Genomic DNA, 24,724 nt, shown 5'->3' on the forward strand with positions numbered 1-24,724 from the left:
TGCTCCTCAAGCCGCTTGCGACGCGCGCGCGTCGGCGATGCGCTGGGCATCCGCCACCGCGCGCCCGAGGATGTCCAGGCCGCGGGCCAATTCCTCATCAGTAATGGAAAGCGGCGCCAAGAAGCGGATCACGTTGCCGTAAAAGCCCGCCTTCACCAGCACCAGCCCGCCCTGGTAGGCGGCCTGCACGATGTGGGCCGCCAGGTCGCCGGCGGGACTGTCGTCGCCCGCGCCGCGCACGACTTCGAACGCGACCATGGCGCCCAGGCCGCGCACGTCGCCCACGATGCCGTACTGGCCGGCCCAGTCCGCAAAGCGTGCGCGCACCCGGCCGCCGAGGTCGCGGGCGCGCGCCGCGTAGTCTTCACGCTGCATGGCCGCGATGGTGGCGAGCGCCGCGGCGCACGCCAGCGGGTTGCCGCCATAGGTGCCGCCCAGGCCGCCCACGGCCGGCGCGTCCATCAGGTCGGCGCGCCCCACCAGCGCCGCTATCGGCAGCCCCCCGCCCATGGACTTGGCCAGGGTGTAGAGGTCGGCTTCGATGCCGGCATGCTGGGTGGCGAACCATTCTCCGGTGCGGCAGAAGCCCGACTGAATCTCGTCGGCGATCAGCACGATGCCGTGTTGGGTGCAATAGGCGCGCAGCGCCTGCAGAAAGGCGGGCGGCGCGGCATGGAAGCCGCCCTCGCCCTGGACCGGCTCGATGATCACTGCGGCGACCTGCTCCGGCGTGACCTCGGTTTCGACCAGGCGGCGGAATTCATTGAAGGCGGCCTCGGCGCATTCGGCTTCGGTCAGCCCCGAGCGGTAGCGCACCGGGAACGGCGCGCGATAGATCTCGGACGCGAAGGGACCGAAGCCAGTCTTGTAGGCGGGCGCCTTGGCGGTCAGGGACAGCGCCATGTAGGTGCGGCCGTGGAAGGCGTTCTCGAAGGCCACCACCGCCTGCCGGCCGGTGGCGCGGCGGGCCACCTTGATGGCGTTTTCCACGGCCTCGGCGCCGGTGGTCTGCAGCATGGCCTTCTTCGGCCAGGATCCGGGCACCAGGCCGACCAGCGTTTCGGCCAGCTCGATGTATTCCGGATACATGACGATGTTGAAGCAGGTGTGCAGATAGCGCGCCGCCTGCGCCTGGACCGCGGCCACCACCTCGGGATGCGCGTGGCCCACGTTCAGGGTGCCGATGCCGCCGGCGAAATCGATGTAGGCGTTGCCGTCCAGGTCGGTCAGCGTGGCGCCGCGGGCAGCGGCCGCGAACACCGGGGGACCGTTGGCCACGCCCAGCGCGACGGCGGCATTGCGCCGGGCCAGATATGCCTGGCACTGCGGGCCGGGAAGTTGAGGGGACTGCACGGCGTCTTTCATTGCCCAGGGCTCCTTGAATGAGTGGGTACCGCGACGAAGTGGAGCCACTATATTCTTGTGCGTTTTATTGTGTCAATGCTGATTTACAACTACGCACTCTAAATTGTGCACAATCTTGCGTTCAAAATATGTTATGCTTTGCTCCACTCAACCCAGGTGCCTACATGCCCACTAAACGCGCGACTGCCTCTGCTGACGCCGCCGCCCCCGAAACACGCAAGGCGGCCTCCACCCACGAAGTCATACTCGATATGCGGGAACGCATTGCGTCGCAGGCCTTGCTGCCCGGAACTCGCGTGCCGGAAGAAGACCTGGCGCAGGCCTACGACATCCCGCGCGCCAAGGCGCGCGAAGTGCTGGCGACGCTGGAAGACCGCGCGCTGGTGGAACGGGTGCCCAACAAGGGCGCCGTGGTGGCCCTGGTCGACATGGAAACCACCTACCGCCTGTACCAGGTGCGCGAAGCCCTGGACGGATTGGCGGTACGGCTGGCCATGGCCAACGCCACCCCCGCCGACTGGGAAGCGATGCAGGCCCTGCTGGGCGAGCCTTTCGAACAAAGCCTGAAAAGCGGCGACATCGAGGCCCACGTGGCCACGATCGAACAGTTCCGCAACCACATCAAGAAACTGGCGCGCAATCCGGTGCTAAGCGACATGATCGAGCGCATCTACGACCGCACCCGCGTGTCGATGCGCCGCGTGGCCCTGCTGCCGGGCCGCTCAGAGATGGGGATCAAGCAATACCGCGCCCTGCTGGACGCCATGGTGCGCGGCGACGGCGACGAGGCCGAGCGCTGCGTGCGCGAACTGAACGGCAGCGCCCGCGACTACATCGAGCGCTACAAGAACTACGTGATCTGAATCGGGCCGGCCCCTTGCGGGCCGGCCTCGGGCAAGCCCGCGCCTCAGGGCGCGGCGGGCTCGTCGTAGTTGTTGAGCTTCACGCCCGAAACGCCCTGGACCGCGGACGACGCGGCCGGGGCTTTCTTTTCCGCGGCGGGAGCCTGCGCGGCTGCCGCCCCCTGCTCCGGGCTGGCCGGCGCGCCCACTGCCGCGCCTGCCTGCGCACCCGCCGCCTCGGCGCCCTCTTCGGCCGGCCGCGCCGCGCGCAGCTTGCGGCGCGCTTCCTCTTGCTGCGCGATCAGCTTGTCCAGTTCCGCCGCCACCGCCGTGGACTTGCCCGTCCTGGCCCAATCGGCCGGAGTCTGGCCCTTGGTATCACGCGAGCCCACATCCGCCCCTGCCTTGAGCAACAGGTCCACCATGGGCTTGCGGCCGGAAAGCGCCGCCATCATCAGCGGCGTTTCGCCATTGGGCGCGGGCGCGTTGACCATGGCCTTGTGCGCCAGCAACAGGCGCGCCATTTCCAGCTGCCCCTTCGAGGCCGCGTAGTGCAGCGGCGTCCAGCCCAGGCGGTTGACCTGGGCGCCGCGCGCGATCAGCTTCTTGGCGCGTTCGGTTTGGCCAGCAATGGCCAGATACATCAGCGGCGTCTCGCCCGCCGGGTTCTCGGCGTTGACGTCGGTGCGCTTGTCGGCCGCGATCACGTCGAACACCTTCCAGGCGCCGTCCACCACCGCGCGCATCAGGGCCGGCTGGCCGTTCTTGTAGCGCACGTTGGGATCCTCGCCGCGCGCCAGCAGTTCCTTGATGTCGTCCGGGTAGTCATTGGCGACATAGACCCACCAATCGCCCGGATTGGCGGCCTGCGCCGCGGCGGGAACCGCCATGCCCATGGCCAGCGCCAGCAGCGCTCCACGGCAACACGACAAGAGGGTGTTCTGGACGGAAGCGTTGCGGGCAGCCATGGGTTTCCTATAAATCACTTTAAATAAATTAGATTAGATTATTTCTTTATCTTATTGAAAAGACGGAAGAAATTATCCGTTGAAGCGCGCGCCACATCAGCCACCGGTATACCCCTGAGATCCGCGATCTTCTCGGCCACGTGAATCACCTTGGACGGATCGTTCAGCTTGCCGCGGTACGGCACAGGCGCCAGATACGGCGAATCGGTTTCGATCAGCAAACGGTCCAGCGGCACCTTGGCAGCCACTTCATGCACGATCTGCGCATTCTTGAAGGTCACGATGCCAGACAGCGAAATATAGAAGTTCTGGTCCAACGCAGCCTGTGCCACTTCCCAATTTTCGGTAAAGCAATGCATCACGCCGCCGACCTCGGCCGCTTGCTCTTCGCGCAACATGCGCACGGTGTCCTCGGCGGACGAGCGCGTGTGCACGATCAGGGGCAGGCCCGTATCGCGGGCGGCGCGGATGTGGCGGCGAAAGCGCTCGCGCTGCCAGTCCAGGGGTTCGGACAGGCGGTAATAGTCCAGCCCGGTCTCGCCGATGGCCACGACCTTGGGATGCTCGGACAGGCGCGCCAGCTCTTCGGGCGTGGGGTCCGGGGTGTCTTCGTAATCGGGATGCACGCCGACCGAGGCCCACAGATTGGCCTGCGGCTCGACCAGCGACATCAGGCCCGGCCATTCCGGCATGTTGACGCTGACGACCAGCGCGTGCGTGACCTGGTTGGCAGCCATCCGGTCAAGTATGGCCGGCAGGTCGGCGGCCAGTTCCGGGAAGTTCAAATGGCAGTGGGAATCGACGTACATGATGAGTCTGGATACAAGTGCCGCGGCGCCCCGCCCTTTACCGGACGAAGCGCCGCCGGATCAAGGGCTTACGCCAGGCAGGATAGCACCACGCGCTGCAAGGTCGCGTGGGCGAAGAGCTTGGCGTTCAAGGGGTGGGTGGCCAGCGCGCGCTGGCGCGTCAGCCAGCGCGCGGCCTCGGCCACCTTGGCCGGATTCATGCGCGCGGCGACTTGCGCAACCGCGCTGCCCAGGGCCGGGAAGTAGCGCGACGGCGCCCCCGCGCCGGCCAGCATCAGGTCCGTATATAGGCGCTGCAAGGCGTCGATCCATTCGCTGGCCGCCACTTTTTCCAGGGCCTCGGCCAGCGTGCCGACGTCGGGCGACTGGCCCTTGGACAGCGGCCCGACCAGCTGGGTCAGCCAGGGCGGACAAGCGGACTCGTTCGACTGGGCCAGCCTCAACGCCGCCAGCGGCGCGCCGCCGGCCGCCGCCAGCCATTCGCGGGCCGGTTCCACGTTCTGCTCGCGCAGCCATTGCAGCGCGGTGTCGGGGTCCGGCGCCGGCAGCGGCAAACGCCGGCAACGCGACACCAGCGTGGGCAAAAGGCGGTCCGGCGCATCCGCGACCAGCAGAAAGACCGTGTGCGGCGGCGGCTCTTCCAGCACTTTGAGCAAGGCGTTGGACGACACCACGTTCAGCGCATGGGCCGGGTACAGCAGCGCCACGCGCCAGCCGCCGCGGTGCGTGGCGGTGTTGAACCAGGATTCCAGCGAACGGATCTGGTCTATGCGTATTTCCTTGGACGGCGCGCGCTTGGCCGCGCCCGTGGCGGGTTCGGCGTCTTCCGAGGGCTCGGCGGCGTCCGCGCCCTCTTCCACCGCCACGGCCTCGGGGCGGATGCGGCGCAGGTCGGGATGATTGCCGCTGGCGAACCAGGCGCAGGCGGCGCAACGGCCGCAAGCCAGGCCATTGTCCGGCGTTTCGCACAGCAGGCTGGCCGCCGCGGCGACCGCGAAGTCCAGTTTGCCGATGCCGGCCAGCCCATGGATCAGCCAGGCATGAGCGAAGCGATCGCGGTTGCCGAGCCAGTTGCGCGCCGTCTCGGCCTGCCAGGGCAGGAACTGCGGCGCGTTGGACGCCTTGACGTCCTCGTCTTTGGCGGCGCGGGTCGCATTCATGCCGACTGCCCCAGCAGTTCGCGCAGTCCCGCCTCCAGGCCGGTGCGGATCTGGGCGATGGATTGGGTGGAATCGACGATGCGGATGCGCTGCGGATCAGCCTCGGCGCGGGCGTGGTAGGCCTCGCGGGTGCGTTCGAAAAAGGCCGCGCCCTCGCGCTCGAAGCGGTCCGGCTCGCGCGCGTCGGCCAGCCGGGCGCGCGCCACTTCCAGCGGCACGTCGAAGAGCCAGGTGCGGTCGGGCTGGCCGGCCTGCATCCAGGCCTCCAGCGCGGCCACGCGCGCCGCGCCCAGGCCGCGCCCGCCGCCCTGATAGGCATAGGTGGCATCGGTGTAGCGGTCGCAGACCACCCAGGCGCCGCGCGCCAGGGCTGGTTCAATGACCTGGTGCAGGTGCTCGCAACGGGCCGCGAACATCAGGAGCGTCTCGGTGTCCAGTCCCATGGAGTCGGTCAGCAGCAAGGCGCGCAGCTTCTCGCCCAGCGGCGTGCCGCCGGGTTCGCGGGTGGACACCACGTCCAGCCCCTGCGCACGCAGGAAATCGGCGATCCAGACGGTATGCGTGCTCTTGCCCGCGCCGTCCACGCCTTCCAGCGTGATAAAGCGTCCGCGCGTGGTCATTGGTCTTGTCCTTGTACTTGTGCCTGTCCCTGGTCCGGCTCGGGCGCGGCGTCCGGCGCCGGGCTGGCGCTGGGCGCGGCTGCGGGCGTGCCGTTGGCCGGATTACCATTGGCCGCGCCGCGGCTCGAAGCCGGGCTGGGCGCGGCATTCTGGCCTTGGCCCTGGCCCAGGATGTAGCGGGAAACGTTGCGGTTGTGCTCGTTCAGGTTGACCGAGAACTCGCTGGTGCCGTTGCCGCGGGAAACGAAAAAGAGGAACTTGTGCTGCTCCGGCTGCACCGCCGCCAGCAGCGCCGCGCGGCCAGGCGCCGCGATCGGCGTGGGCGGCAGGCCCGGACGCGTATAGGTGTTCCAGGGCGTGTCGGTCTGCAGGTCGCGCTTGCGGATGCGGCCTTGGTAGGCGTCGCCCATGCCGTAGATCACCGTCGGATCGGTTTGCAGCAGCATGCCGATCTTGAGCCGGTTGGTGAACACGCCTGCCACGCGGCGGCGGTCCGGCCCATGGCCTGTTTCCTTTTCAACGATCGATGCGAGCACCAGGGCCTCGTAGGGCGTGGTCACCGGCAGGTCCGGTTGGCGCTTGGCCCAGGTGTCCTGCAGGATGCGCTGGCCTTCCTGGTAGGCGCGGCGCAGCAAATCGTAATCGGTGCTGCCGGGCGTGAAGATGTAGGTGTCCGGGAAGAACAGCCCTTCCGGCTGCTTGATTTCCGAGCCCAGGCGTTCCATCAGTTCTTCATCGGTGGTTTCACCCAGCGTCTGCTTGACGTCGGGATTCGCGCGCAGCGCCTGGCGGATCTGGCGGTAGGTCCAGCCTTCCAGGAAGGTGATCTGCCGCTGCGTCATGTCGCCGCGCGCCAGGCGCTCCAGCAACTTCCAGGGCGAGTCGCCGTTGATGGCCTGGTAGCCGCCCGCCTTCATCTGCTTGTCGAGTTCGGACAGGCGCGCCATCCAGATGAAACCCGGCTCCCAGACCGGCACGCCGGCCTCGTTGAGCACCCGCGCGACCGTGCGCGGACTGCTGCCCGGATCCACCACGAAATCGATCCTGTCGGCTTTCAGTTGCATGGGCTTGTGGGCCCAATACCAAGCGCCGCCCACGGCTGCGGCGGCAGCCAGCGCGATCAACAGGAAAAACCACAGGACGTAAAAAAAGAGTCGCTTCTTCATAAGTGTCGGAAGTTTAATTGATCGCGCGGAACTCTTGCGGCTAAAGAGGGGCGGAACGTAGCGCGCGTCCCTGCGCGCGGCGGGGACATGGCCCAGCCCGGAGGGGAACGCGGCTATCATCAGCACTTTGATGACGCGATAACACCGCCTCCATGCACGCTTTCCATTCTTCGATTCCCGTCCGCGCAGAAGGTTGCGCGCAAATTGCGCCGCTGGACGATTTCCTGGTCTTCGCCGCATCCGGCGCGGACGCCCTCGGTTTCCTGCACGGCCAGCTCACGCAGGACGTCACCGGCCTGCCCCAGGACGCCGCCCGCCTGGCGGGCTACTGCACCGCCAAGGGCCGCCTGCTGGCCACCCTGGTGATGTGGCGCGCCGCCCCCGGCGCGGACGACGCGCCCCAGCTGTACGGCCTGGTGCCTCAGGATCTGGCGCAGGCGCTGCTCAAACGCCTGTCGATGTTCGTGCTGCGCGCCAAGGCCAAGCTCGCCGCCACGCCGCTGCATGTGGCGGGCGTGACGGCCTCGCCCGCGGACGCGGCGGCGCTGGAAGCCGCCGCCGGCGCGCTGCCGCGCGCGCCCTGGCAGCGCGTCGACCTGCCGTCCGGCACCTGGATCGCCGCGCCGTCCGCCGACGCGCATCTGCGCTGGTGGTGGATCGCATCGGACGAACAACTGGACCAGTCGGCCGCGCTGGCCGGCGCGCTGGGCCTGGCGCCCGCCGCGCAATGGCGCGCCGCAGACCTGGCAGCGGGCATCCCGTGGATCACTGCGGCCACGCAGGATGTCTTCATCCCGCAGACGGTCAACCTGGACCTGATCCAGGGCGTGAGCTTCACCAAGGGCTGTTACCCGGGCCAGGAAGTGGTGGCGCGCAGCCACTACCGCGGCACGGTCAAGCGGCGCATGGCCTACGGCACCATTGCCGACGCCGCCGTTCAAGGCCAGGCGCTGGCCGGCGTGGACGTCTATGACGCCACCCAGCCCGGCGAACCCACCGGACGGATCGTGGACGCGGCCGGCACGCAAGGCGTGATCTCGGTGCTATTCGAAACCACGCTGGCGGCCCTGCCGGAAGGCGACCTGCGGCTGGGCGCCGCGGACGGTCCGCGCATTGCGGCCGCCGCGCTGCCCTATTCCATCACGCCCTGAGCTCCCCGCCCCGCGCGGACCGTGGCGGTCCTAGGCCGCCACGCCGAACAACGCGCCCACGCCCGCCGTCACGGCCATGGCCAACGCGCCCAGAACCGTGACGCGCAACGCCGCCGGCCCCTTGGGCGCCCCGCCAGCCCCGGCGGCCAGGGCACCCAGAGCGGCCAGGCAAACCACCGATGCGCCGATTACCCAGCCGATGAGTTGCGGCCCTGGCGTCACGGCGGCCACCGCCAGCGGCAGCGCCGCGCCTGCGGCGAACGACGCGGCGGACGCCACGGCGGCCTGCACCGGACGGGCGCGGTTATGAAGAGAGATGCCCAATTCGTCGCGCGCGTGCGCGTCGAGGGCGTCGTGGCTGGTCAGTTGGCGCGCCACCTGCTCGGCCAGGTCGCGGGTCAGGCCGCGGTCCACGTAGATATCGACCAGCTCGGCCAGTTCCTCGCCGGAATTGCGCTTGAGCGAACGCTGCTCCATGCGCAGGTCCGCCGCCTCGATGTCGGCCTGCGACTTCACCGACACATACTCGCCCGCCGCCATCGACAGCGCGCCGGCCACCAGGCCAGCCAGCCCCGATGTCAGGATGGCGCCCTGCGTGGCCTGCGCCGCCGCGACGCCGGTGATGATGCTGGCGATGGACACGATACCGTCGTTTGCGCCCAGCACGGCCGCGCGCAGCCAGTTGCTGCGAAAAATCCGATGATGTTCTTTTGAAGGCATTGCCACAAACCCATGCGCCGCGTGATGAACGCGCGGCAGGTCCGGCTTGCGCAGGACCCGCCGCGCGCGGGATTCAGCGCGGCGTCACGCGCACCGCGGTAAGCAAGCCTATCACGCAAAGCGTAGCTTGCTCGCCGTCGTACGCATGCACCTCGACCTGGCAGACGGACAGGCGCTTGCCGGGTTTGACCACGCGGCCGCTGGCCACGTAGCGGCTGCCCTTGGCAGGCGCCAGGAAGTTCATCTTGAACTCCGAGGTCAGCACGTCCTCGCCTGGCGCGAACAAGGTATAGGCGGCATAGCCGCCGGCGCTGTCGGCGATGGTCGTGGAAATACCGGCGTGCAGAAAGCCGTTCTGCTGGCACAGGTCGGCGCGGTAAGGCAGCACGATGTCCACCCTGCCCGGCTCGACCACGTCCAGCGCCGCGCCCAGCAAGGTCATGATGCTTTGCCGGGCGAAGCTCTCCTGGACCCGTGCGGCTGGGTCCGGCTGCGCTTGCGATGCCGCCATGTCAGTCCTGCTCGCGCTTGACCAGGTTGACGATGCTGGAGAAGTCCAGCTTGCCCGAACCGCCGGAACTATGCAGCGAATACAGGTTGCGCGCCAGCTCGCCCAGCGGGATCGAGGCCCGCGCCGACAAGGCCGCTTCGGCCGCCAGGCCCAGGTCCTTCAGCATCAGGTCCACGCCGAAGCCGCCCGCATAGCCCTTGGAGGCCGGCGCATGCTCCATCACGCCGGGCCAGGGGTTGTACAGTTCCGTGGCCCAGTTGCGGCCCGAACTCTTGGCGATGATGTCCGACAGCACCTTGGGATCCAGCCCGTTGGCCACGCCCAGCGCCAGGGCTTCGGACGTGCCGGCCATCAGGATGCCCAACAGCATGTTGTTGCAGATCTTGGCCACCTGGCCGGCGCCGGCCGGACCGGCATGGAAGATGTTCTTGCCCATCTTTTCCAGGATTGGGCGGGCGCGCTCCAGCGCCGCGGCCTGACCGCCGACGATGAAGGTCAGCGTGCCTGCGGCCGCGCCGCCCGTGCCGCCGGACACCGGCGCGTCGATCATGGCGATGCCACGCACCTCGGCCGCCTGCGCCACCTTGCGCGCCGAGTCGGGCGCGATGGTGCTGCATTCGATGACCAGCGCGCTGGACGGGATCTTGCCCAGCAGGTCCTCGCCCAGATACAGACCTTCGACGTGCTTGCTGGCGGGCAGCATCGAAACCACCACCTCGGCGCCCTTGACTGCTTCCGAAGCGGACGCGGCAGCCTTGGCGCCGGCGTCCGTCAGGGTCTTCACCGCCGCCGGCACCAGATCGAAAACCGTCACGCTATGTCCGGCCTTGACCAGATTCAATGCCATGGGCGCGCCCATATTGCCCAAACCGATAAACGCGATGCTGCTCATGATGTCCTGTCTCCTGTTGCTATAGCTATAGGTGTGAAACCATCGTGGTACTAGCGTTGCCGCGCCGGCGGGCGGCGGCCGGTCCGCCGCCGCGTGGCGCCTAGCGGCCTTCCTGGCCCAGGTCCGCCAACGGGTGGGGCTCGCCCTCGGGCCAGGGTTCGTCAAAGAATTTCTGCACCCAGGCGTCGGTCGCCATGTCGATGACGGCGGGATTCCAGCGCGGCTTCTTGTCCTTGTCGATCAGCAAGGCGCGGATGCCCTCGGCGAAATCGCCATGGGCGGTGCAGGCCAGCGCCGCGATGTACTCGGCGCGGAACACGTCGTCCAGCGAACGCAGGCGCAGCCGCTGCTGCAGCGCGAACGACAGGCGCACCGATCCGGGCGAGCCGGCCAGCATCGTCTGGGCCGCGCGCGCCAGCCAAGGATCCTCGTGGTCCTTCAGCGCGGCCAACTCTTCGTAGATATCGTCCAGGCGGTTGCCGCTGCACAGGCTGTTGATCAGGAACGAGTGCTGGCGCAGGCTGCCAGGCGCCAACGGCGTCTTGGGCTCCAGCGCCGTCAGGGCGCGGCGCAGCAGGCCGTCGTTGATCGCGCGCGGAGGAATGGCATCCTCCGCCGTGCCGGCTGCCTGGCCGGCCCAGGGCTGCTCTTCCAGCGAAGCCAGCAGCTTGGGCCAATCCGCGTGATCCAGCCGGAAGTCCGCCAGGCCGGCGAAGAAAGCATCCGACGTGCCCAGCTGCGCCCCGGTCAAGGCCAGGAATAGTCCGATCCTGCCCGACATGCGATTCAGCAGCCAGCTGCCGCCGACGTCCGGGAACAGGCCTATCGTGACCTCCGGCATCGCCAGGCGCGAGGTCTCGCTGACCACGCGGTGGCTGGCGCCCATCATCAGGCCGATGCCGCCGCCCATGACGATGCCATGGCCCCAGCACAGCACCGGCTTGGGATAGGTATGGATGCGGTAGTCCAGCCGGTACTCGTGCTCGAAGAAGCGGCGCGCATAGGCGTTGTTCCAGCCCGGCTTGCCGGCGTTTTCCGTCATGCTGCGGTACAGGCCATGCAGGTCTCCGCCCGCGCAGAAGGCCTTGTCGCCCGCGCCCTGCAGGACCACCAGGGCCACGCCGGGATCACGGGCCCAGGCGTCCAGCCGTTCGGCCAGCAGATCCACCATTTCCAGCGACAGGCCATTCAGGGTCTGCGGCGAATTCAGCGTCGCGATCCCGAACCGTACTCCATTGGCAGCGGTTTTTTCTTCGAACAGCACCGGTGCATTCATCTTATGTCGGCTCCTTTTTCCAACAATTGGCGGGCGATGATCACGCGCATGATCTCGTTGGTCCCCTCCAGAATCTGATGAACGCGAGTATCGCGCACCAGACGCTCCAAGGGATAGTCCCGCAGGTATCCGTAGCCGCCGTGGATCTGCTGCGCGTCCAGGCAAATCTGGAAACCCATGTCGGTGGCGAAGCGCTTGGCCATGGCGCAGTAGGTCGCCGCGTCCGAAGCCCCCGCATCCAGCTTGCAGGCCGCCAGGCGCACCATCTGGCGCGCCGCCACCAGGTGCGTCGCCATGTCGGCCAGCTTGAATTGCAAGGCCTGGAACTCGGCCAGGCGGCGGTTGAACTGGCGCCGTTCGTCCATGTAGCGCCGGGCGGCATCGAGCGCGCCTTGCGCCGCGCCCACCGAGCAGGTGCCGATGTTGATGCGTCCGCCGTCCAGGCCCTTCATCGCGATCTTGAAGCCCTCGCCCTCCTGGCCCAGCATGTTGGCCGCCGGCACGCGCACGTTCTCGAAGGTGATGGGACGGGTGGACTGGCTGTTCCAGCCCATCTTCTCCTCCTTGCGGCCGTAGCCTATGCCCTCGCTGTCGGCCGGAATGGCGAACGCGCTGATGCCGCCCGCGCCCTCGCCGCCGGTGCGCGCCATGACCACCAGCAGGTCCGTGTCGCCACCGCCCGAAATGAAGGCCTTGGCGCCGTTGACGATATAGTCATCGCCCTGGCGCTGCGCGCGGGTCGACAGCGACGCCGCATCCGAACCGGCGCCCGGCTCGGTCAGGCAATAGGATGCCAACTTCTGGCCGCTGGCCAGCAACGGCCCCCAGGCTTCCCGCAGCGCGGGCTGGCCCCAGTTGCCGACCATCCAGGTAGCCATGTTGTGGATCGTGAGGAAAGCCGTGGTCGACGGATCCACCGCCGCCATTTCCTCGAACACCAGCGTGGCGTCCAGCCGCGGCAGGCCCAGGCCGCCGATGTCCTCGCTGGCATAGATGGCGCAGAAACCCATCTCGCCCGCCCGCGCGAAAGCCTCGCGCGGGAAGATGCCTTCGGCGTCCCAGCGCGCGGCGTTGGGCGCCAGTTCGCCCTCGGCGTAGTCGCGCGCCGCCTGCGCAAAAGCGCGTTGCTCGTCGGTCAGTTCAAAGTCCACAGCCTGTCTCCTGTTGTACTGAGTATTGTCTGTTGGCGTTGCTGCCGTCTCGTGAACGCCAGCCCGTCGATTTTGACATGACGTTGACGTAAACGTAAATGCGTGACGATGCTTATGTTACGCCGGAAGCGGCATGGGGATTTGTCCTATTTGCGACATTGTGCGGGGCGGCGCGCCGCCCCTCTGAGCGCAGCCCTACAGCAGCCCGGCCGGGCGGACCCTGCCGTTCTTCGCCGTCTTGGCGCGGCGGTGTTCGGCGCGGCGGCGCCGCGACTCCTTGGGATCGAAACTCAGGCCGCGGTAGATCTCTACCCGGTCACCATCGGCCAGCCTGGCCTGCGGCTCGGTGGCGCGGCCGAAAATGCCCACGCCCCGGGTCCAGGGTTCAACCACGGGAAAGGCCTCGCCAAAGCCGCTGGCCGCCAGCGCGTCGGCCACAGTGGCGCCGTCGGGCAGGCGCAACTCCCGCAGCCAGACATGGCCCGGCAAGGCGTAGCAGACGCTGACGCCGATCTGCGGCCCCGCGAACGGCTCATTCGCCATACTTGGCCTGCGCGCGCTTGGTGAAGGAATCGATGAAGCTGGTGGCGATGCGGTTGAACACCGGCCCCACCACCATTTCCAGCGCGCGGTTGGAAAACGCGTACTCCATGGTGAACAGGACCTTGCAGGCGTCCTCGGCCAGCGGCTGGAACTCCCAGTGTCCCACCAGGCTGGAGAACGGGCCGTCGACCAGCTCCAGGTCGATCCGGTCGGGATAGGCATGGGTGTTGCGGGTGGTGAAGCGCTGCTTCATGCCCGCGAAGCTGATCAGGATGGAGGCCTGCATGCCGTGCTCGTCGCGGGTTTGCACCTCGGCGCCGCCGCACCAGGGCATGAACTCGGGGTACTTCTCCACGTCGGCGACCAGATCGAACATCTGGGCGGCGCTGTAAGGCACCAGGACGGATCGTTGTACTTTGTGCATCGACTATCGCAAATGGCTAGAATGGCACGATTTTACCGGCACAACACGACCTGGGGCCAGAATACGCCTCTAGCCATAGCGCGCGGCACCCAGGCACAAGGGCTTTATGAGCATTATCGACAACCGCAAGGCCACGCACGACTATTTCATCGAAGACCGCTACGAGGCCGGCCTGGTGCTGCAAGGCTGGGAAGTCAAGGCGATCCGCGATGGCCGCGTGCAGCTCAAGGAAAGCTACGTCATCGTGCGCGACGGCGAGCTCTACCTGCTGGGCATGCACGTCAGCCCCCTGCCCACGGCCTCCACCCATATCCACCCCGACGCCATGCGCACGCGCAAGCTGCTGCTCAAGGCCGAGGAAATCAGCAAGCTCATCGGCAAGGTCGAGCAGCGCGGCTACACGCTGGTGCCGCTCAACCTGCACTACAAGAACGGGCGCATCAAGCTGGACTTCGCGCTGGGCCGCGGCAAGAAGCTGTTCGACAAGCGCGACACCGCGCGCGAAAAGGACTGGCAGCGCGAGAAAGAGCGCATCATGAAGCACGACACCCGCGCGCCGCGCAAAGGCAAGGACGACTGATCAGGCGGCCTCGGGCAGCATCTGGCGCTCGGCATCCTGCCCCGGTCCCGTGATGCGGTTGCGCCCGGCCGACTTGGACCTATACAGCTTGCGGTCGGCCCGCTCGAAAAACGCCTGCAGGCTCTCTCCGGGCATCCAGTCCGCCACCCCGGCGCTGAACGTATAGGACATGGTGCTGCCGCCGTGCGCACAAGGCGTGCGCCGCACCGAATCCAGCAGCCGCTCCGCCACATCCAGCACGGCATCGCTGCGCATATCCGGAAACAGCACCGCAAACTCCTCGCCGCCCACGCGTCCGACATGATCGCCGGTGCGCAGCGTGGCGGTCGCCAGCAGGCCGAAATGGCGCAGCACCGCATCGCCGGCTGCGTGGCCATGGGTGTCATTGATACGCTTGAAATGGTCGATGTCCAGCAACAGCAGCGTCAGCGGCCGCCGCGTGCGCAGCGCCTGGGCGCAATAGCGCTCGGCCTGCAGCCACCAGGCCTTGCGCGACATCAGGCCAGTCAGGAAGTCGGTGCTGGCCTCCTGTTCGCGGTCGGCCAGCATGCGGTCGTGGATGATCATGATGGTGCCCAGGGTCAGGCATGGCATCGTCAGCACGCCCAGCGTCATGAATGCGATGTTCCAGGCCGAGGGCAGCAACAGGGCCTGCGCGATGGCGATGTCGAACATGTAGACGACGGCCCGCGTCGCGCACACCAGCGCCGAGATCAGGGCGACCACGCACACGAAATGGTAGCTGTAGCGGGACCGGTTCATCGGCATGCCGCGCTTGACCGTCATGGCGATGGCCACCATGAACCCGAACATCAGCCAGGACATGACCACCATGCGCGGCCCGATCTGAGGATCGATGTAGGTGTAGTACGCCAGCGCCAGCAGCGTGGCACAGGACACCAGCGCCATCAGGCGCTTGGGCACGGTCAGGCCGACCAGCCGGCGCAATCCGGTGTAATAGGCACAGAGGGCCAGGGCAACGGCGGTGTTCGCCGCCATCACCGACACCCATAGCGGCGCCTCGGTGATCTGGAAGGCGTAGAGCCCGAACGCCGCCAGCGTCAGCAGGTTGGCGCGTATCGTCTCCTTGATGCCGGCCATGCCGCTGCGGGCCAGCGACCCCAGCACGCACAGCGCAAGCACTCCCGCCAATGCTGCTATCAAAAGCAAGTTAACGGGAGCGATCATCGTCAGGCGCCGCCGGGCGCGGTTATCAGCTGTTGCGAGTGGACTTCACGATGGTCATGGCGGAGGCGATCATGCCGCCCACGTCCGCCAGGTTCGCCGGCAGGATCAAGGTGTTGCCTTCCTTGGCGACATTGCCGAAGGCCTCGACGTAGCGCTCGGCGACCTTCAGGTTCACCGCTTCCATGCCGCCCGGCTGGCGCACGGAGTCCGCCACCTGGGTGATGGCCTTGGCGGTGGCCTCGGCGATCGCCAGCACCGCGGCGGCCTCGCCCTGGGCCTGGTTGATCTGAGCCTGCTTCTCGCCTTCGGAACGGGCGATGGCGGCTTCGCGCTCGCCGGTAGCGATGTTGATCTGTTCCTGGCGACGGCCTTCCGAGGCCGCGATCAGCGCGCGCTTCTCACGCTCGGCGGTGATCTGCGCCTGCATCGCGCGCAGGATCTCGTTGGGCGGGGTCAAGTCCTTGATCTCGTAGCGCAGCACCTTCACGCCCCAGTTCAGCGCCGCCTCGTCCAGCGAAGAAACGATGTTGCTGTTGATGGAGTCGCGCTCTTCAAAGGTGCGGTCCAGTTCCATCTTGCCGATGACCGAACGCAGGGTCGTCTGCGCCAGCTGCGTGATGGCCGAGATGTAATTGGACGAACCATAAGACGCGCGCATCGGATCGGTCACCTGGAAATACAACACGCCGTCGACCTGCAGCTGCGTGTTGTCGCGCGTGATGCAGACCTGGCTGGGCACGTCCAGCGGGATTTCCTTGAGCGAGTGCTTGTACGACACGCGTTCGATGAACGGAATGACGAAGCCCGCGCCGGGCGACAGGACCCGGTCGAACTTGCCCAGCCGTTCGACCACCCAGGCGTGCTGCTGAGGCACGATGGCGATCGACTTGATGACTATCAGTATCGCCAGCGCGACGATGACGAGCAGGACGATGGTGGATGTATCGATCATCATGATTCGGAGCCTCTCCTTCTGGTAAATAGGTGCACGGGCGCCGCGCGGAACTGGCGCGGGCGCTGCTTAGGCCGAGCCGGGCTTGCCCTTGGGGGTCAGAACCAGAGTCGAACCGCGCATTTCCGTAATGGTCTGTTCGCCCGCGACCGGCGCATGCCCCCGCGCCAGTTCCGCGTGCCAATGCGCGCCGCGATACCAGACGCGCGCGGTCCCCTGGCCGGACCAGGCCTCGACCGACACCGTCTGGCCGATGTCCAGATTGACGTCGGCATTGCGGGCGGAATTGACCTCGCGCTTTTTCAACACGCGGGTCTTGCGCAGCACCAGCAGCCCCAGCAGCAATACGATGCCGCAGCCCAGCAATTGCCACTCCAGGCCGGCGCCGAACCAGGCGGCCACGCCCCCGGCAGCCAGCCCCAGGGCCACCAGCAGCAGATAGAAAGTGCCGGTCGCCAATTCCCCGATCAGGGCCAGCGCGGCCAGTCCCAGCCAAATCCACATAGTCTTCGTTCGCCCGAAAGGATGAGTCTCTGAGCGCGATTGTACGTATTTCCGGGACGGAACGGAAAAGCGGCTTTCATCATGGATCCGGGCGCTGGATTATGATGTGCGCTGGCGGTGGATCCCCCCCTGGAACCCGGCGCCCGCATCCTTTACGCACTAGCCCCCAATGACCGCTGCAATACCCACCGTTCTCCCCGTTCTGATCCTGCACACCGGCGATCCGGACGACACGCTCAAAAGCCAGTTCGGCGGCTATGCCGAACAACTCGCGCAGGCCGCCGGCCTGACCGCCGAGGCCATGGAAATCGTGCCCGTCCACGAGGGCAAGCGGCCGCAGGCTCCCGCCCGCTATCGCGCCGCGCTGATCACGGGTTCGCCTGCCATGGTGACCGACAAGGAACCCTGGAGCGAGGACACCGCCGCCTGGCTGCGCGAAGCCGCCGCAACCGGCCTGCCCATGTTCGGCGTCTGCTACGGCCATCAGTTGCTGGCCTACGCGCTGGGCGGCAAGGTCGGCTACAACCCCGCCGGGCGCGAAGTCGGCACCCAGACCGTTGAGCTGCTGCCGCCCGCCGCTGGCGACAAGCTGCTGGCCGGACTGCCGTCCACCTTCCCCGCCCAGATGCTGCATGCGCAGACCGTGCTGCAACCCCCGCCCGGCGCCGCCGTGCTGGCGCGCTCGGATCTGGACGAACATCAGATGATCCGCATCGGCCGCAACGTGTTCTCGACCCAGTTCCATCCCGAATTCGGCCCTGACTTCATCCGCGCCCATCTGGAACGCTTCGGCCGTCGCTACGCGGCTGAAAACCTGGACGTCCCGGGGCTGTCCGCCAACGTCCGCGCCACGCCCGTCGCGGGCGGCCTGCTGCGGCGCTTTCTGGACGCCTACGCCCCCGCGTAGCGCCCTGCGCGGCCCCCGCGCAATATACGGAGTGCGGCGGCGGCAGGCTTTTGAGACGATGGGTCCAAGCGCGCGAATCCACGCGCAACAGGAGCTTTTTCATGAACCAAGCCGCCGCCCTGAGCAAACAGCACGCCGCCGCCGTCGAACGCGCCTGCCGCGCCCTGGAAGCCGAGCAGCCGCCGGATCTGTCCACCCTGGCCGAACAGGCCGGCATGAGCCGCTTCCATTTCCACCGCGTCTTCAAGGCGGCCACCGGCATCACCCCCAAGGCCTACGCCGACGCCCTGCGCGCCAGCCGCGCCCGCCAGCATCTCAAGCAAAGCGCCAGCGTCACGGACGCCATGTACGACGCCGGCTTCAATTCCAGCGGCCGCTTCTACGAAGCCGCCCCCGCCATCCTGGGCATGACGCCCACCGCCTTTCGCAAGAGCGGCGAGGGGGTGGATATCCGCTTCGCGGTGGCGCAATGCTCCCTGGGCGCGCTGCTGGTGGCGGCCAGCGACACCGGCATCTGCGAGATCGCGCTGCACGAAGACCCGGAACAACTGGTGCGCAACCTGCAGGACCGCTTCAAGGCCGCCCGCCTGATCGGCGCGGACTCGCAGTTCGAAGGCTGGGTGGCGGCCGTGGTGGGCTTCGTCGAAGACCCCTCCCGCGGCCTGGACCTGCCCTTGGACGTACGCGGCACGGCCTTCCAGCGCCAGGTATGGCAAGCCCTGCGCGAGATCCCCGTGGGTGAAACCGCCACCTACACCGATATCGCCGAACGCATAGGCTCGCCGCGAGCCGTGCGCGCCGTGGCCCGCGCCTGCGCCACCAACAACATCGCGCTGGCCATCCCCTGCCACCGGGTGGTGCGCACCGACGGCTCGCTGGCCGGCTACCGCTGGGGCATAGACCGCAAGCGCGAATTGATTGCGCGCGAAGCGCTGGCGGCATAGTCCTTTCCCGCTTGCACGCGTAAAAAAACCCCGCGCCCTTGCAGGCGCGGGGTTTTCACATCAGCAAGCCGATCAGTTCTTGGCCAGACGCTGCCAGGTATCGACAACGGTATCCGGGTTGAGCGACATCGACAGGATGCCCTCTTCCTTCAGCCATTGTGCGAAGTCCGGGTGGTCGCTGGGGCCTTGGCCGCAGATGCCCACGTACTTGTTGGCGGCCAGGCAAGCCTTGATCGCGCGGCGCAGCATGAACTTCACGGCCTCGTCGCGTTCGTCGAAATCGGCAGCCAGCAGTTCCATGCCCGAATCGCGGTCCAGGCCCAGCGTCAGCTGGGTCATGTCGTTCGAACCGATCGAGAAGCCGTCGAAGTACTGCAGGAACTCGTCGGCCAGGATGGCGTTGGACGGCACTTCGCACATCATGATGAGCTTCAGGCCGTTTTCGCCACGCGCCAGGCCGTGCTTGGCGAGCAGGTCCACCACCTTGGCCGCCTGGCCCAGGGTGCGCACGAAGGGCACCATGATCTCGACGTTGGTCAGGCCCATTTCATCGCGCACCTTCTTCAGCGCTTCGCATTCCATGCGGAAGCACTCGGCGAAGTCCTCGGCGATGTAGCGCGACGCGCCGCGGAAGCCCAGCATGGGGTTCTCTTCCTCGGGCTCGTAGCGCGAACCGCCGACCAGCTTGCGGTACTCGTTGGACTTGAAGTCCGACATGCGCACGATGACGGGCTTGGGGTAGAAGGCAGCGGCGATGGTCGCCACGCCTTCTGCCATCTTCTCGACGAAGAAGGCGCGCGGGCTGGCGTGGCCGCGAGCGGCCGATTCCACGGCTTTCTTCAGTTCGCCATCGACGTTCGGATAGTCCAGCACCGCCTTGGGGTGGATGCCGATGTTGTTGTTGATGATGAATTCCAGGCGGGCCAGACCCACGCCGCCGTTGGGGATCTGGGCGAAGTCGAAAGCCAGCTGCGGGTTGCCCACGTTCATCATGATCTTCAGATCGATGGGGGGCATGTCGCCGCGGCGCACTTCTTCCACTTCGGTTTCGATCAGGCCGTCATAGATGCGGCCTTCGTCGCCCTCGGCGCAAGACACGGTCACGGCTTGGCCTTCCTTCAGGAGGTCGGTCGCGTTGCCGCAGCCCACGACTGCCGGAATGCCCAGCTCGCGCGCGATGATCGCCGCGTGGCAGGTGCGGCCGCCGCGGTTGGTGACGATGGCGGAAGCGCGCTTCATCACGGGTTCCCAGTTGGGATCCGTCATGTCGGTGACCAGCACGTCGCCCGGCTGGACCTTGTCCATGTCGGAGATGTCGCCGACCACGCGCACCGGACCCGCGCCGATCTTCTGGCCGATCGCGCGGCCGGTGATCAGGACCTGGCCGGTGGCCTTCAGGCGGTAGCGCTGCTGCACGTCGTTGACGCCCTGCTGCGACTTCACGGTTTCCGGGCGCGCCTGCAGGATGTAGATCTTGCCGTCGATGCCGTCGCGGCCCCACTCGATGTCCATCGGGCGGCCGTAGTGCTTTTCAATGATGACGGCGTAGCGGGCCAGTTCGTTGACCTCGTCGTCGGTCAGCGAGTAGCGGTTGCGCTCGGACACCGGCACGTCGACCGTGCGCACGGCGCGGCCTTCGGGACGCTCGGGGTCGAACTCCATCTTGATCAGCTTGGAGCCGATGCGGCGGCCCACGATCGGGTAGTGGCCCTGGGCCAGCGTCGGCTTGAAGACGTAGAACTCGTCGGGGTTGACCGCGCCCTGCACCACGGTTTCGCCCAGACCGTAGGACGAGGTGATGAACACCACATCCTGGAAGCCCGATTCGGTATCGATGGTGAACATGACGCCGGCGCTGCCCTTGTCGGAACGCACCATGCGCTGGATGCCGGCCGACAGCGCGACGTCGGCGTGGGCGTAGCCCTTGTGCACGCGATAGGAAATGGCGCGGTCGTTGTACAGCGACGCGAACACGTGGCGGATCTTGTCCAGCACGTCGTCGATGCCGACGACGTTCAGGAAGGTTTCCTGCTGGCCGGCGAACGAGGCGTCGGGCAGGTCTTCGGCGGTGGCGGAGGAGCGCACGGCGAACGAACCCTTGCCATCAGCGTCGAGCTTGGCAAAGGCGGTACGGATCTGCGATTCGAACTCGGGCGAGAACGGCGCGTCGATGATCCATTGACGGATCTGCGAGCCGGCGTTGGCCAGTTCGCGCACGTCTTCGGGGTTCAGCGTGGTCAGACGTTCGGCGATGCGCTTGTCCAGGCCGGAGGCCTTGAGGAAGTCGCGGAAAGCATCAGCGGTCGTGGCAAAGCCGCCCGGCACGCGGACACCCGCGCCAGACAGCTGGCTGATCATTTCGCCTAGTGATGCGTTCTTGCCTCCTACCGAGTCCACGTCCGTCATGCGGAGCTGCTCGAACAAAACAACGTACGACATTGAAGTCACCTTTTACAATGGAATGAAAGCGAGTTTGGTCAATGCATCAGGAAGCTGGATCACAGTCGGATCGCAGCCCCAATTTACGCGCTGACCAAACTGGCCTTGGACCGCCCTTGGGGTGACTTATAGGGGCCTGATTGTACTCGGTGGAGTGCGTCCGGCCATCTGCCTGGTTGGAATTTTTTACACATGACATCTACCCCGATCATACGCACGGTATACATCGTTTCCGACAGTACCGGCATCACCGCAGAAACCTTCAGCCAGTCAGTGCTCTCACAGTTTGAAGAGGTCAATTTCAAGCCTGTCCGCCTGCCCTTCGTCGACACGCTGGAAAAGGCCGCGGAAGTGGCCATGCGGATCGACCGCAGCGCCCTGGAGGCCGGCGTTCCCCCGATCGTGTTCAGCACCCTGGTCAATCCGGACATCCTGGCGCGCGTTCGCCAGGCGAACGGAGTTTTCCTGGACCTGTTCGGCACCTTCGTCAGCCATATCGAGCAGGCGCTGGGCCTGAAGTCCAGCCATTCCATCGGCCGCTCGCACATGCAGGCCAACTCGGAAAAGTACCGCAACCGCATCGACGCCATCAACTTCAGCCTGGCGCATGACGACGGCCAGTTCGTGAACCAGCTGGACCAGGCGGACGTGATCCTGGTCGGCGTGTCGCGCTGCGGCAAGACGCCCACCAGCCTGTATCTGGCCATGCAATACGCCATCAAGGCGGCCAATTTCCCCCTGACGCCGGACGATTTCGAGCGCGGCACCCTGCCCTCCACCATCGCCCCGCACCGCGGCAAGCTGTTCGGCCTGTCGATCCAGCCCGAACGCCTGGCCGAAGTCCGCAACGAGCGCCGCCCCAACAGCCGCTATGCGCAACTGGAGCAATGCCGCTACGAAGTGGCCGAGGCCGAACGCATGATGCGCCGCGAGGGCATTTCCTGGCTGTCCAGCACCACCAAATCGATCGAGGAGATCGCCACGACGGTGTTGCAGGAAGTGGGCCTGGACCGGGGCTGAAAACGACAAGGGCGCGCCCATGGCGCGCCCTTCCTTGCAGCGTAGTCCGGATCAGGGACGCAGCTTGACGCGTTCGCGCGAGCCGGCGCCCCAGTACTTCAGCGGCCCCATCTCCTGCTGGGCGGTCGCCTCCGAGTCTTCCAGGCGCATATCCTGGCGGCCCATGTTGGACGAATTGCCGCTCACGCCCTCGATGCTCAAGCGCACGTAACGGGTCTGGCCCGGGGCCAGCGTGAACGACAGTTGCTCGTCGTCGCGCAACGTGTCGACCACGTACTTGCCGGCAGGCCGGTTCACATAGAAGAAGCTGCCCGGCTTGGAACGGCCGACCTTCAGACCGTTCACGCGCAGGTACGGCTGGGCCGACACCACGCCAACCGGCGCCGGCGGCTGATAGAAATAGATGCGCCCGGTTTCCGGCACCATCATGGGGATGGTGCTGGCAACGTCCTTGTACCGGGGACCGCCGCAACCCGCCAACAAGGCCGCGCCCAGCACGGCGGCAGCCACCATCTTGAACCTGCGCTTCATTCCGTCTTCTCCGATGTGCCAGCCCCACAGGCCATCAGCTCGATGGATCCCGCGAGAACGTATATGGATGAGTCTAAAACCTACACATTGTAATTTTACTCATAGCGCAGCGGCTCTCGCTCGCGCCGTCCGGCGCCCCAGTAGCGCAGGTCCGACATCGCCTGCACGGCGACGTCAGCAGAGGCCTCCAGCCGCAGAACCTGCCTGCCGCCCGCAACATCCACGCGCACGTATTGGGTCTGCCCGCCAGCCAGCGGAACCTTGAGCGCGTCCTTGCGCTCCTTGCGGTCGGTGGCGGTGATGACTTCCACCTCGCCGGGCGCGCGGTCCACGAAGAAGAAACGGCCGGATTTGGAGCGGCCGACCTTGCGGCCGTCGACCAGGATCGCGGGCTGCGCGACCTTGTCGCCATTGGGCGTTGCGGGCTGGTAGAAGTAAATCCGGCCTTCGGCAGCCTCCAGCGCCGGGATGCGGTCCGCCACATCGCCATACCGGGGGCCGGCGCAAGCGGAAAGCAACACCGCCGCGCCCAGCGCGGCAAGACTCGATTTGATCCAGCTTTTCATGTCCCGTCCTTGATCGGATCCTGGCCTCGAGGCGCGGCTCAAGACCGCCCGGCTCGGGCAAACGGGGCAGTATAAACAGGGGACGGTGCCTGCAATCGGCGGAAAAGCGGCGAAACGATGGCCAGATCGGCGTTCAGTCCAGCTTGCCGCGCAAGGCTTGGCGCCGCTGCTCGAACAGGCAGATCGCGGCTGCGGCGCCCACATTGAGCGATTCCACCGCCGCCATGTCGTGCGGTATGCGCACCTTGAGGCGCGCCGCGGAAAGCAGTTCCGCGGCCACGCCCTGGCCTTCGTGACCGAATACCCAGGCGCAGCGTTGCGGCAACGCGTCCTCGTACAGGTCGCGCGCGCCATCCAGCGCGGTCGCCACCAGCGGCACCCTCAATCTGGGCAGCAAGGCAGCCAGATCGACGTGTTCGTGGATGGCCAAGGCGAAATGGGCGCCCTGGCCGCTGCGCAACACCTTGGGCGACCAGGCCGCGGCCGTGCCCGTCGCCAGAAAGACGCGCTTCACGCCCGCCGCCGCGCAGGTGCGCAGCAGCGTACCGACATTGCCGGGATCCTGGATGCGGTCGAACAGCACGCAGTTTTCGTCCACCGCATCCGGCAGGTCCAGGACGGGCGGCGTCACCTGAAAAGCCACGCCCTGCCCGCTTTCCACGGCCACCAGGGACTGCATCAGCCGCGCGTCCAAGGCCAGGCAGTCGCGGTCCGGCACGGCGGCTGCCAGCGCCGCGATGTCGGGCTGGGACAGGCGCTCCACGTCGAAGATCGCCTGATCGGGCGCGCCGTGATGCTGCAGCCACGCCTGGCACAGGTGCACGCCGTCCAGCAGCACCGGCGCGCCGCGCTTGCCCGCCGTGCCGGCCAGCTTGGCCAGCGCCTTGACTGCGGGATTGTCGCGAGAACTGATGTGCTTCATGGATTCAGGCCGAAGGCCTTGATGGGTGCGAAGCTGCGCCGGTGCTCGGCGCATGGGCCGTGCTCGCGCAGCATCTCCAGATGCAGCGGGGTGCCGTAACCCTTGTGCTGATCGAAGGCATATTGGGGATACAGGGCATGCAGGCGCAGCAGGTCCGCGTCGCGCGCGGTCTTGGCAAGAATGGAAGCCGCGGAAATCGCGGGCACCAGCGCATCGCCCTTGATGACGGTCTGCACGGTGCAGCCCAGTTTGGGAGCCTGGTTGCCGTCCACCAGCGCCAACTGCGGCATGGTGGCGAGGCCCTGTACCGCACGCTGCATCGCCAGCATCGTGGCGCGCAGGATGTTCATGCTGTCGATCTCGGCCACGCTGGCGCTGGCGATGCACCAGGCCAGCGCGAATTCCTGGATTTCGAGCGCCAGCGCCTCGCGCGTGGCAGCCTTGAGCACCTTGGAATCCGCCAGCCCGGCGATCGGTCGGGCGGGATTCAGAATGACGGCCGCGGCGTACACGGCGCCCGCCAGCGGGCCGCGGCCCGCCTCGTCCACGCCTGCCGTAATCATGGCAGGCTGC

Annotated in this window: 27 protein-coding genes; 6 read left to right on the plus strand and 21 right to left on the minus strand. The window is 66.9% G+C overall.

Features of this window, described 5'->3' with window-relative positions; translation table 11 throughout:
- Positions 1-6: 6 nt before the first annotated feature.
- Positions 7-1,365 carry a 4-aminobutyrate--2-oxoglutarate transaminase gene (gabT, locus tag N5C88_RS24375; protein WP_280016408.1) on the minus strand — a complete coding sequence of 453 codons (1,359 nt, stop codon included), beginning with the start codon at positions 1,363-1,365 and terminating at the stop codon, positions 7-9.
- 164 nt (positions 1,366-1,529) lie between these two features.
- Between gabT and N5C88_RS24380 the strand changes: the two genes are divergently transcribed.
- A complete protein-coding gene (locus N5C88_RS24380; RefSeq protein WP_059380318.1) occupies positions 1,530-2,228 on the plus strand; it encodes a GntR family transcriptional regulator in 699 nt (232 codons plus the stop codon).
- 44 nt (positions 2,229-2,272) lie between these two features.
- Here the strand turns inward: N5C88_RS24380 and N5C88_RS24385 are convergent, their stop codons facing one another.
- The 5 genes from N5C88_RS24385 to mltG form a co-directional block, all read right to left on the minus strand.
- Complete coding sequence (locus tag N5C88_RS24385; protein ID WP_262422104.1) at positions 2,273-3,103, minus strand: ankyrin repeat domain-containing protein; 831 nt, start codon at positions 3,101-3,103, stop codon at positions 2,273-2,275.
- 110 nt (positions 3,104-3,213) lie between these two features.
- Positions 3,214-3,984 carry a TatD family hydrolase gene (locus N5C88_RS24390; RefSeq protein ID WP_059380320.1) on the minus strand — a complete coding sequence of 257 codons (771 nt, stop codon included), beginning with the start codon at positions 3,982-3,984 and terminating at the stop codon, positions 3,214-3,216.
- A 68-nt stretch (positions 3,985-4,052) separates the two neighbouring features.
- Positions 4,053-5,144 carry a DNA polymerase III subunit delta' gene (holB, locus tag N5C88_RS24395; protein ID WP_118935232.1) on the minus strand — a complete coding sequence of 364 codons (1,092 nt, stop codon included), beginning with the start codon at positions 5,142-5,144 and terminating at the stop codon, positions 4,053-4,055.
- The gene (gene tmk, locus N5C88_RS24400; protein ID WP_059380322.1) at positions 5,141-5,764 is read right to left on the minus strand and encodes a dTMP kinase; all 624 of its coding nucleotides are present in this window, start codon (positions 5,762-5,764) and stop codon (positions 5,141-5,143) included. The genes holB and tmk overlap by 4 nt, the downstream gene beginning before the upstream one ends.
- Entirely contained in the window at positions 5,761-6,930 is a 1,170-nt protein-coding gene (gene mltG, locus N5C88_RS24405; RefSeq protein WP_118935234.1) for an endolytic transglycosylase MltG, read from the minus strand. Before mltG ends, tmk begins: the two co-directional genes overlap by 4 nt.
- Before the next feature lie 152 nt (positions 6,931-7,082).
- On the opposite strand from mltG, the gene N5C88_RS24410 reads away from it, so the two are divergent.
- Positions 7,083-8,081, plus strand: a complete 999-nt coding sequence (locus tag N5C88_RS24410) for a folate-binding protein (protein ID WP_280016409.1) — start codon at positions 7,083-7,085, stop codon at positions 8,079-8,081.
- Between the two features lie 30 nt (positions 8,082-8,111).
- On the opposite strand, the gene N5C88_RS24415 is transcribed toward N5C88_RS24410, so the two are convergent.
- From N5C88_RS24415 to N5C88_RS24445, 7 genes are all read right to left on the minus strand, one after another.
- Entirely contained in the window at positions 8,112-8,801 is a 690-nt protein-coding gene (locus N5C88_RS24415) for a VIT family protein (protein WP_280016410.1), read from the minus strand.
- Between the two features lie 73 nt (positions 8,802-8,874).
- Positions 8,875-9,312 carry a PaaI family thioesterase gene (locus N5C88_RS24420; protein ID WP_059380326.1) on the minus strand — a complete coding sequence of 146 codons (438 nt, stop codon included), beginning with the start codon at positions 9,310-9,312 and terminating at the stop codon, positions 8,875-8,877.
- A 1-nt stretch (position 9,313) separates the two neighbouring features.
- Positions 9,314-10,204, minus strand: coding sequence for a 3-hydroxyisobutyrate dehydrogenase (gene mmsB / locus N5C88_RS24425; protein ID WP_059380327.1), 891 nt, complete (start codon positions 10,202-10,204; stop codon positions 9,314-9,316).
- A 100-nt stretch (positions 10,205-10,304) separates the two neighbouring features.
- Entirely contained in the window at positions 10,305-11,480 is a 1,176-nt protein-coding gene (locus N5C88_RS24430; protein ID WP_280016411.1) for an enoyl-CoA hydratase/isomerase family protein, read from the minus strand.
- Positions 11,477-12,631: an acyl-CoA dehydrogenase family protein gene (locus tag N5C88_RS24435; RefSeq protein ID WP_059380329.1), complete on the minus strand. Its 1,155-nt coding sequence runs from the start codon at positions 12,629-12,631 to the stop codon at positions 11,477-11,479. The genes N5C88_RS24430 and N5C88_RS24435 overlap by 4 nt, the downstream gene beginning before the upstream one ends.
- Positions 12,632-12,826: 195 nt before the next feature.
- A complete protein-coding gene (locus tag N5C88_RS24440) occupies positions 12,827-13,174 on the minus strand; it encodes an RnfH family protein (protein ID WP_059380330.1) in 348 nt (115 codons plus the stop codon).
- Entirely contained in the window at positions 13,164-13,598 is a 435-nt protein-coding gene (locus N5C88_RS24445) for a type II toxin-antitoxin system RatA family toxin (RefSeq protein WP_042793335.1), read from the minus strand. Before N5C88_RS24445 ends, N5C88_RS24440 begins: the two co-directional genes overlap by 11 nt.
- Before the next feature lie 106 nt (positions 13,599-13,704).
- Between N5C88_RS24445 and smpB the strand changes: the two genes are divergently transcribed.
- Positions 13,705-14,178: an SsrA-binding protein SmpB gene (gene smpB / locus N5C88_RS24450; RefSeq protein WP_059380331.1), complete on the plus strand. Its 474-nt coding sequence runs from the start codon at positions 13,705-13,707 to the stop codon at positions 14,176-14,178.
- Here the strand turns inward: smpB and N5C88_RS24455 are convergent, their stop codons facing one another.
- The 3 genes from N5C88_RS24455 to N5C88_RS24465 form a co-directional block, all read right to left on the minus strand.
- Positions 14,179-15,366, minus strand: coding sequence for a GGDEF domain-containing protein (locus tag N5C88_RS24455; RefSeq protein WP_280016412.1), 1,188 nt, complete (start codon positions 15,364-15,366; stop codon positions 14,179-14,181).
- A gap of 25 nt (positions 15,367-15,391) precedes the next feature.
- Positions 15,392-16,318: an SPFH domain-containing protein gene (locus tag N5C88_RS24460; RefSeq protein WP_059380386.1), complete on the minus strand. Its 927-nt coding sequence runs from the start codon at positions 16,316-16,318 to the stop codon at positions 15,392-15,394.
- A 69-nt stretch (positions 16,319-16,387) separates the two neighbouring features.
- On the minus strand, positions 16,388-16,822 hold the full coding sequence (locus N5C88_RS24465; RefSeq protein ID WP_059380333.1) for an NfeD family protein: 435 nt from the start codon (positions 16,820-16,822) through the stop codon (positions 16,388-16,390).
- 169 nt (positions 16,823-16,991) lie between these two features.
- Between N5C88_RS24465 and N5C88_RS24470 the strand changes: the two genes are divergently transcribed.
- On the plus strand, positions 16,992-17,729 hold the full coding sequence (locus N5C88_RS24470) for a glutamine amidotransferase (protein ID WP_059380334.1): 738 nt from the start codon (positions 16,992-16,994) through the stop codon (positions 17,727-17,729).
- A 101-nt stretch (positions 17,730-17,830) separates the two neighbouring features.
- A complete protein-coding gene (locus N5C88_RS24475) occupies positions 17,831-18,673 on the plus strand; it encodes a methylated-DNA--[protein]-cysteine S-methyltransferase (RefSeq protein WP_118933674.1) in 843 nt (280 codons plus the stop codon).
- A gap of 72 nt (positions 18,674-18,745) precedes the next feature.
- Here N5C88_RS24475 and ppsA read toward each other — a convergent pair whose 3' ends face one another.
- The gene (ppsA, locus tag N5C88_RS24480; protein ID WP_059380336.1) at positions 18,746-21,112 is read right to left on the minus strand and encodes a phosphoenolpyruvate synthase; all 2,367 of its coding nucleotides are present in this window, start codon (positions 21,110-21,112) and stop codon (positions 18,746-18,748) included.
- 192 nt (positions 21,113-21,304) lie between these two features.
- Between ppsA and N5C88_RS24485 the strand changes: the two genes are divergently transcribed.
- Complete coding sequence (locus N5C88_RS24485) at positions 21,305-22,132, plus strand: pyruvate, water dikinase regulatory protein (RefSeq protein ID WP_059380337.1); 828 nt, start codon at positions 21,305-21,307, stop codon at positions 22,130-22,132.
- A 51-nt stretch (positions 22,133-22,183) separates the two neighbouring features.
- Here the strand turns inward: N5C88_RS24485 and N5C88_RS24490 are convergent, their stop codons facing one another.
- The 4 genes from N5C88_RS24490 to rnhB form a co-directional block, all read right to left on the minus strand.
- Complete coding sequence (locus N5C88_RS24490; protein ID WP_251880463.1) at positions 22,184-22,663, minus strand: DUF2846 domain-containing protein; 480 nt, start codon at positions 22,661-22,663, stop codon at positions 22,184-22,186.
- A gap of 95 nt (positions 22,664-22,758) precedes the next feature.
- Entirely contained in the window at positions 22,759-23,229 is a 471-nt protein-coding gene (locus N5C88_RS24495; protein WP_059380339.1) for a DUF2846 domain-containing protein, read from the minus strand.
- Between the two features lie 133 nt (positions 23,230-23,362).
- Entirely contained in the window at positions 23,363-24,151 is a 789-nt protein-coding gene (locus tag N5C88_RS24500) for an RNA methyltransferase (RefSeq protein WP_280016413.1), read from the minus strand.
- Positions 24,148-24,714 carry a ribonuclease HII gene (rnhB, locus tag N5C88_RS24505; protein ID WP_280016429.1) on the minus strand — a complete coding sequence of 189 codons (567 nt, stop codon included), beginning with the start codon at positions 24,712-24,714 and terminating at the stop codon, positions 24,148-24,150. Before rnhB ends, N5C88_RS24500 begins: the two co-directional genes overlap by 4 nt.
- Between the last annotated feature and the right edge of the window lie 10 nt (positions 24,715-24,724).

The sequence above is a fragment of the Achromobacter sp. GD03932 genome (assembly GCF_029839485.1).
Lineage (GTDB): Bacteria > Pseudomonadota > Gammaproteobacteria > Burkholderiales > Burkholderiaceae_B > Achromobacter > Achromobacter bronchisepticus_A.

Bases quoted from the DNA above. Each gene is read 5' to 3' on its own strand.
- N5C88_RS24490 (WP_251880463.1), bottom strand. From the start codon at position 22,663: ATGAAGCGCAGGTTCAAGATGGTGGCTGCCGCCGTGCTGGGCGCGGCC.
- N5C88_RS24410 (WP_280016409.1), top strand. From the start codon at position 7,083: ATGCACGCTTTCCATTCTTCGATTCCCGTCCGCGCAGAAGGTTGCGCG.
- N5C88_RS24380 (WP_059380318.1), top strand. From the start codon at position 1,530: ATGCCCACTAAACGCGCGACTGCCTCTGCTGACGCCGCCGCCCCCGAA.
- N5C88_RS24470 (WP_059380334.1), top strand. From the start codon at position 16,992: ATGACCGCTGCAATACCCACCGTTCTCCCCGTTCTGATCCTGCACACC.
- N5C88_RS24455 (WP_280016412.1), bottom strand. From the start codon at position 15,366: ATGATCGCTCCCGTTAACTTGCTTTTGATAGCAGCATTGGCGGGAGTG.
- N5C88_RS24495 (WP_059380339.1), bottom strand. From the start codon at position 23,229: ATGAAAAGCTGGATCAAATCGAGTCTTGCCGCGCTGGGCGCGGCGGTG.
- N5C88_RS24460 (WP_059380386.1), bottom strand. From the start codon at position 16,318: ATGATCGATACATCCACCATCGTCCTGCTCGTCATCGTCGCGCTGGCG.
- N5C88_RS24500 (WP_280016413.1), bottom strand. From the start codon at position 24,151: ATGAAGCACATCAGTTCTCGCGACAATCCCGCAGTCAAGGCGCTGGCC.
- gabT (WP_280016408.1), bottom strand. From the start codon at position 1,365: ATGAAAGACGCCGTGCAGTCCCCTCAACTTCCCGGCCCGCAGTGCCAG.
- N5C88_RS24415 (WP_280016410.1), bottom strand. From the start codon at position 8,801: ATGCCTTCAAAAGAACATCATCGGATTTTTCGCAGCAACTGGCTGCGC.
- mmsB (WP_059380327.1), bottom strand. From the start codon at position 10,204: ATGAGCAGCATCGCGTTTATCGGTTTGGGCAATATGGGCGCGCCCATG.
- N5C88_RS24430 (WP_280016411.1), bottom strand. From the start codon at position 11,480: ATGAATGCACCGGTGCTGTTCGAAGAAAAAACCGCTGCCAATGGAGTA.
- N5C88_RS24485 (WP_059380337.1), top strand. From the start codon at position 21,305: ATGACATCTACCCCGATCATACGCACGGTATACATCGTTTCCGACAGT.
- smpB (WP_059380331.1), top strand. From the start codon at position 13,705: ATGAGCATTATCGACAACCGCAAGGCCACGCACGACTATTTCATCGAA.
- N5C88_RS24390 (WP_059380320.1), bottom strand. From the start codon at position 3,984: ATGTACGTCGATTCCCACTGCCATTTGAACTTCCCGGAACTGGCCGCC.
- rnhB (WP_280016429.1), bottom strand. From the start codon at position 24,714: ATGATTACGGCAGGCGTGGACGAGGCGGGCCGCGGCCCGCTGGCGGGC.
- tmk (WP_059380322.1), bottom strand. From the start codon at position 5,764: ATGACCACGCGCGGACGCTTTATCACGCTGGAAGGCGTGGACGGCGCG.
- N5C88_RS24445 (WP_042793335.1), bottom strand. From the start codon at position 13,598: ATGCACAAAGTACAACGATCCGTCCTGGTGCCTTACAGCGCCGCCCAG.
- holB (WP_118935232.1), bottom strand. From the start codon at position 5,144: ATGAATGCGACCCGCGCCGCCAAAGACGAGGACGTCAAGGCGTCCAAC.
- N5C88_RS24475 (WP_118933674.1), top strand. From the start codon at position 17,831: ATGAACCAAGCCGCCGCCCTGAGCAAACAGCACGCCGCCGCCGTCGAA.
- N5C88_RS24440 (WP_059380330.1), bottom strand. From the start codon at position 13,174: ATGGCGAATGAGCCGTTCGCGGGGCCGCAGATCGGCGTCAGCGTCTGC.
- mltG (WP_118935234.1), bottom strand. From the start codon at position 6,930: ATGAAGAAGCGACTCTTTTTTTACGTCCTGTGGTTTTTCCTGTTGATC.
- N5C88_RS24465 (WP_059380333.1), bottom strand. From the start codon at position 16,822: ATGTGGATTTGGCTGGGACTGGCCGCGCTGGCCCTGATCGGGGAATTG.
- N5C88_RS24420 (WP_059380326.1), bottom strand. From the start codon at position 9,312: ATGGCGGCATCGCAAGCGCAGCCGGACCCAGCCGCACGGGTCCAGGAG.
- N5C88_RS24385 (WP_262422104.1), bottom strand. From the start codon at position 3,103: ATGGGCATGGCGGTTCCCGCCGCGGCGCAGGCCGCCAATCCGGGCGAT.
- ppsA (WP_059380336.1), bottom strand. From the start codon at position 21,112: ATGTCGTACGTTGTTTTGTTCGAGCAGCTCCGCATGACGGACGTGGAC.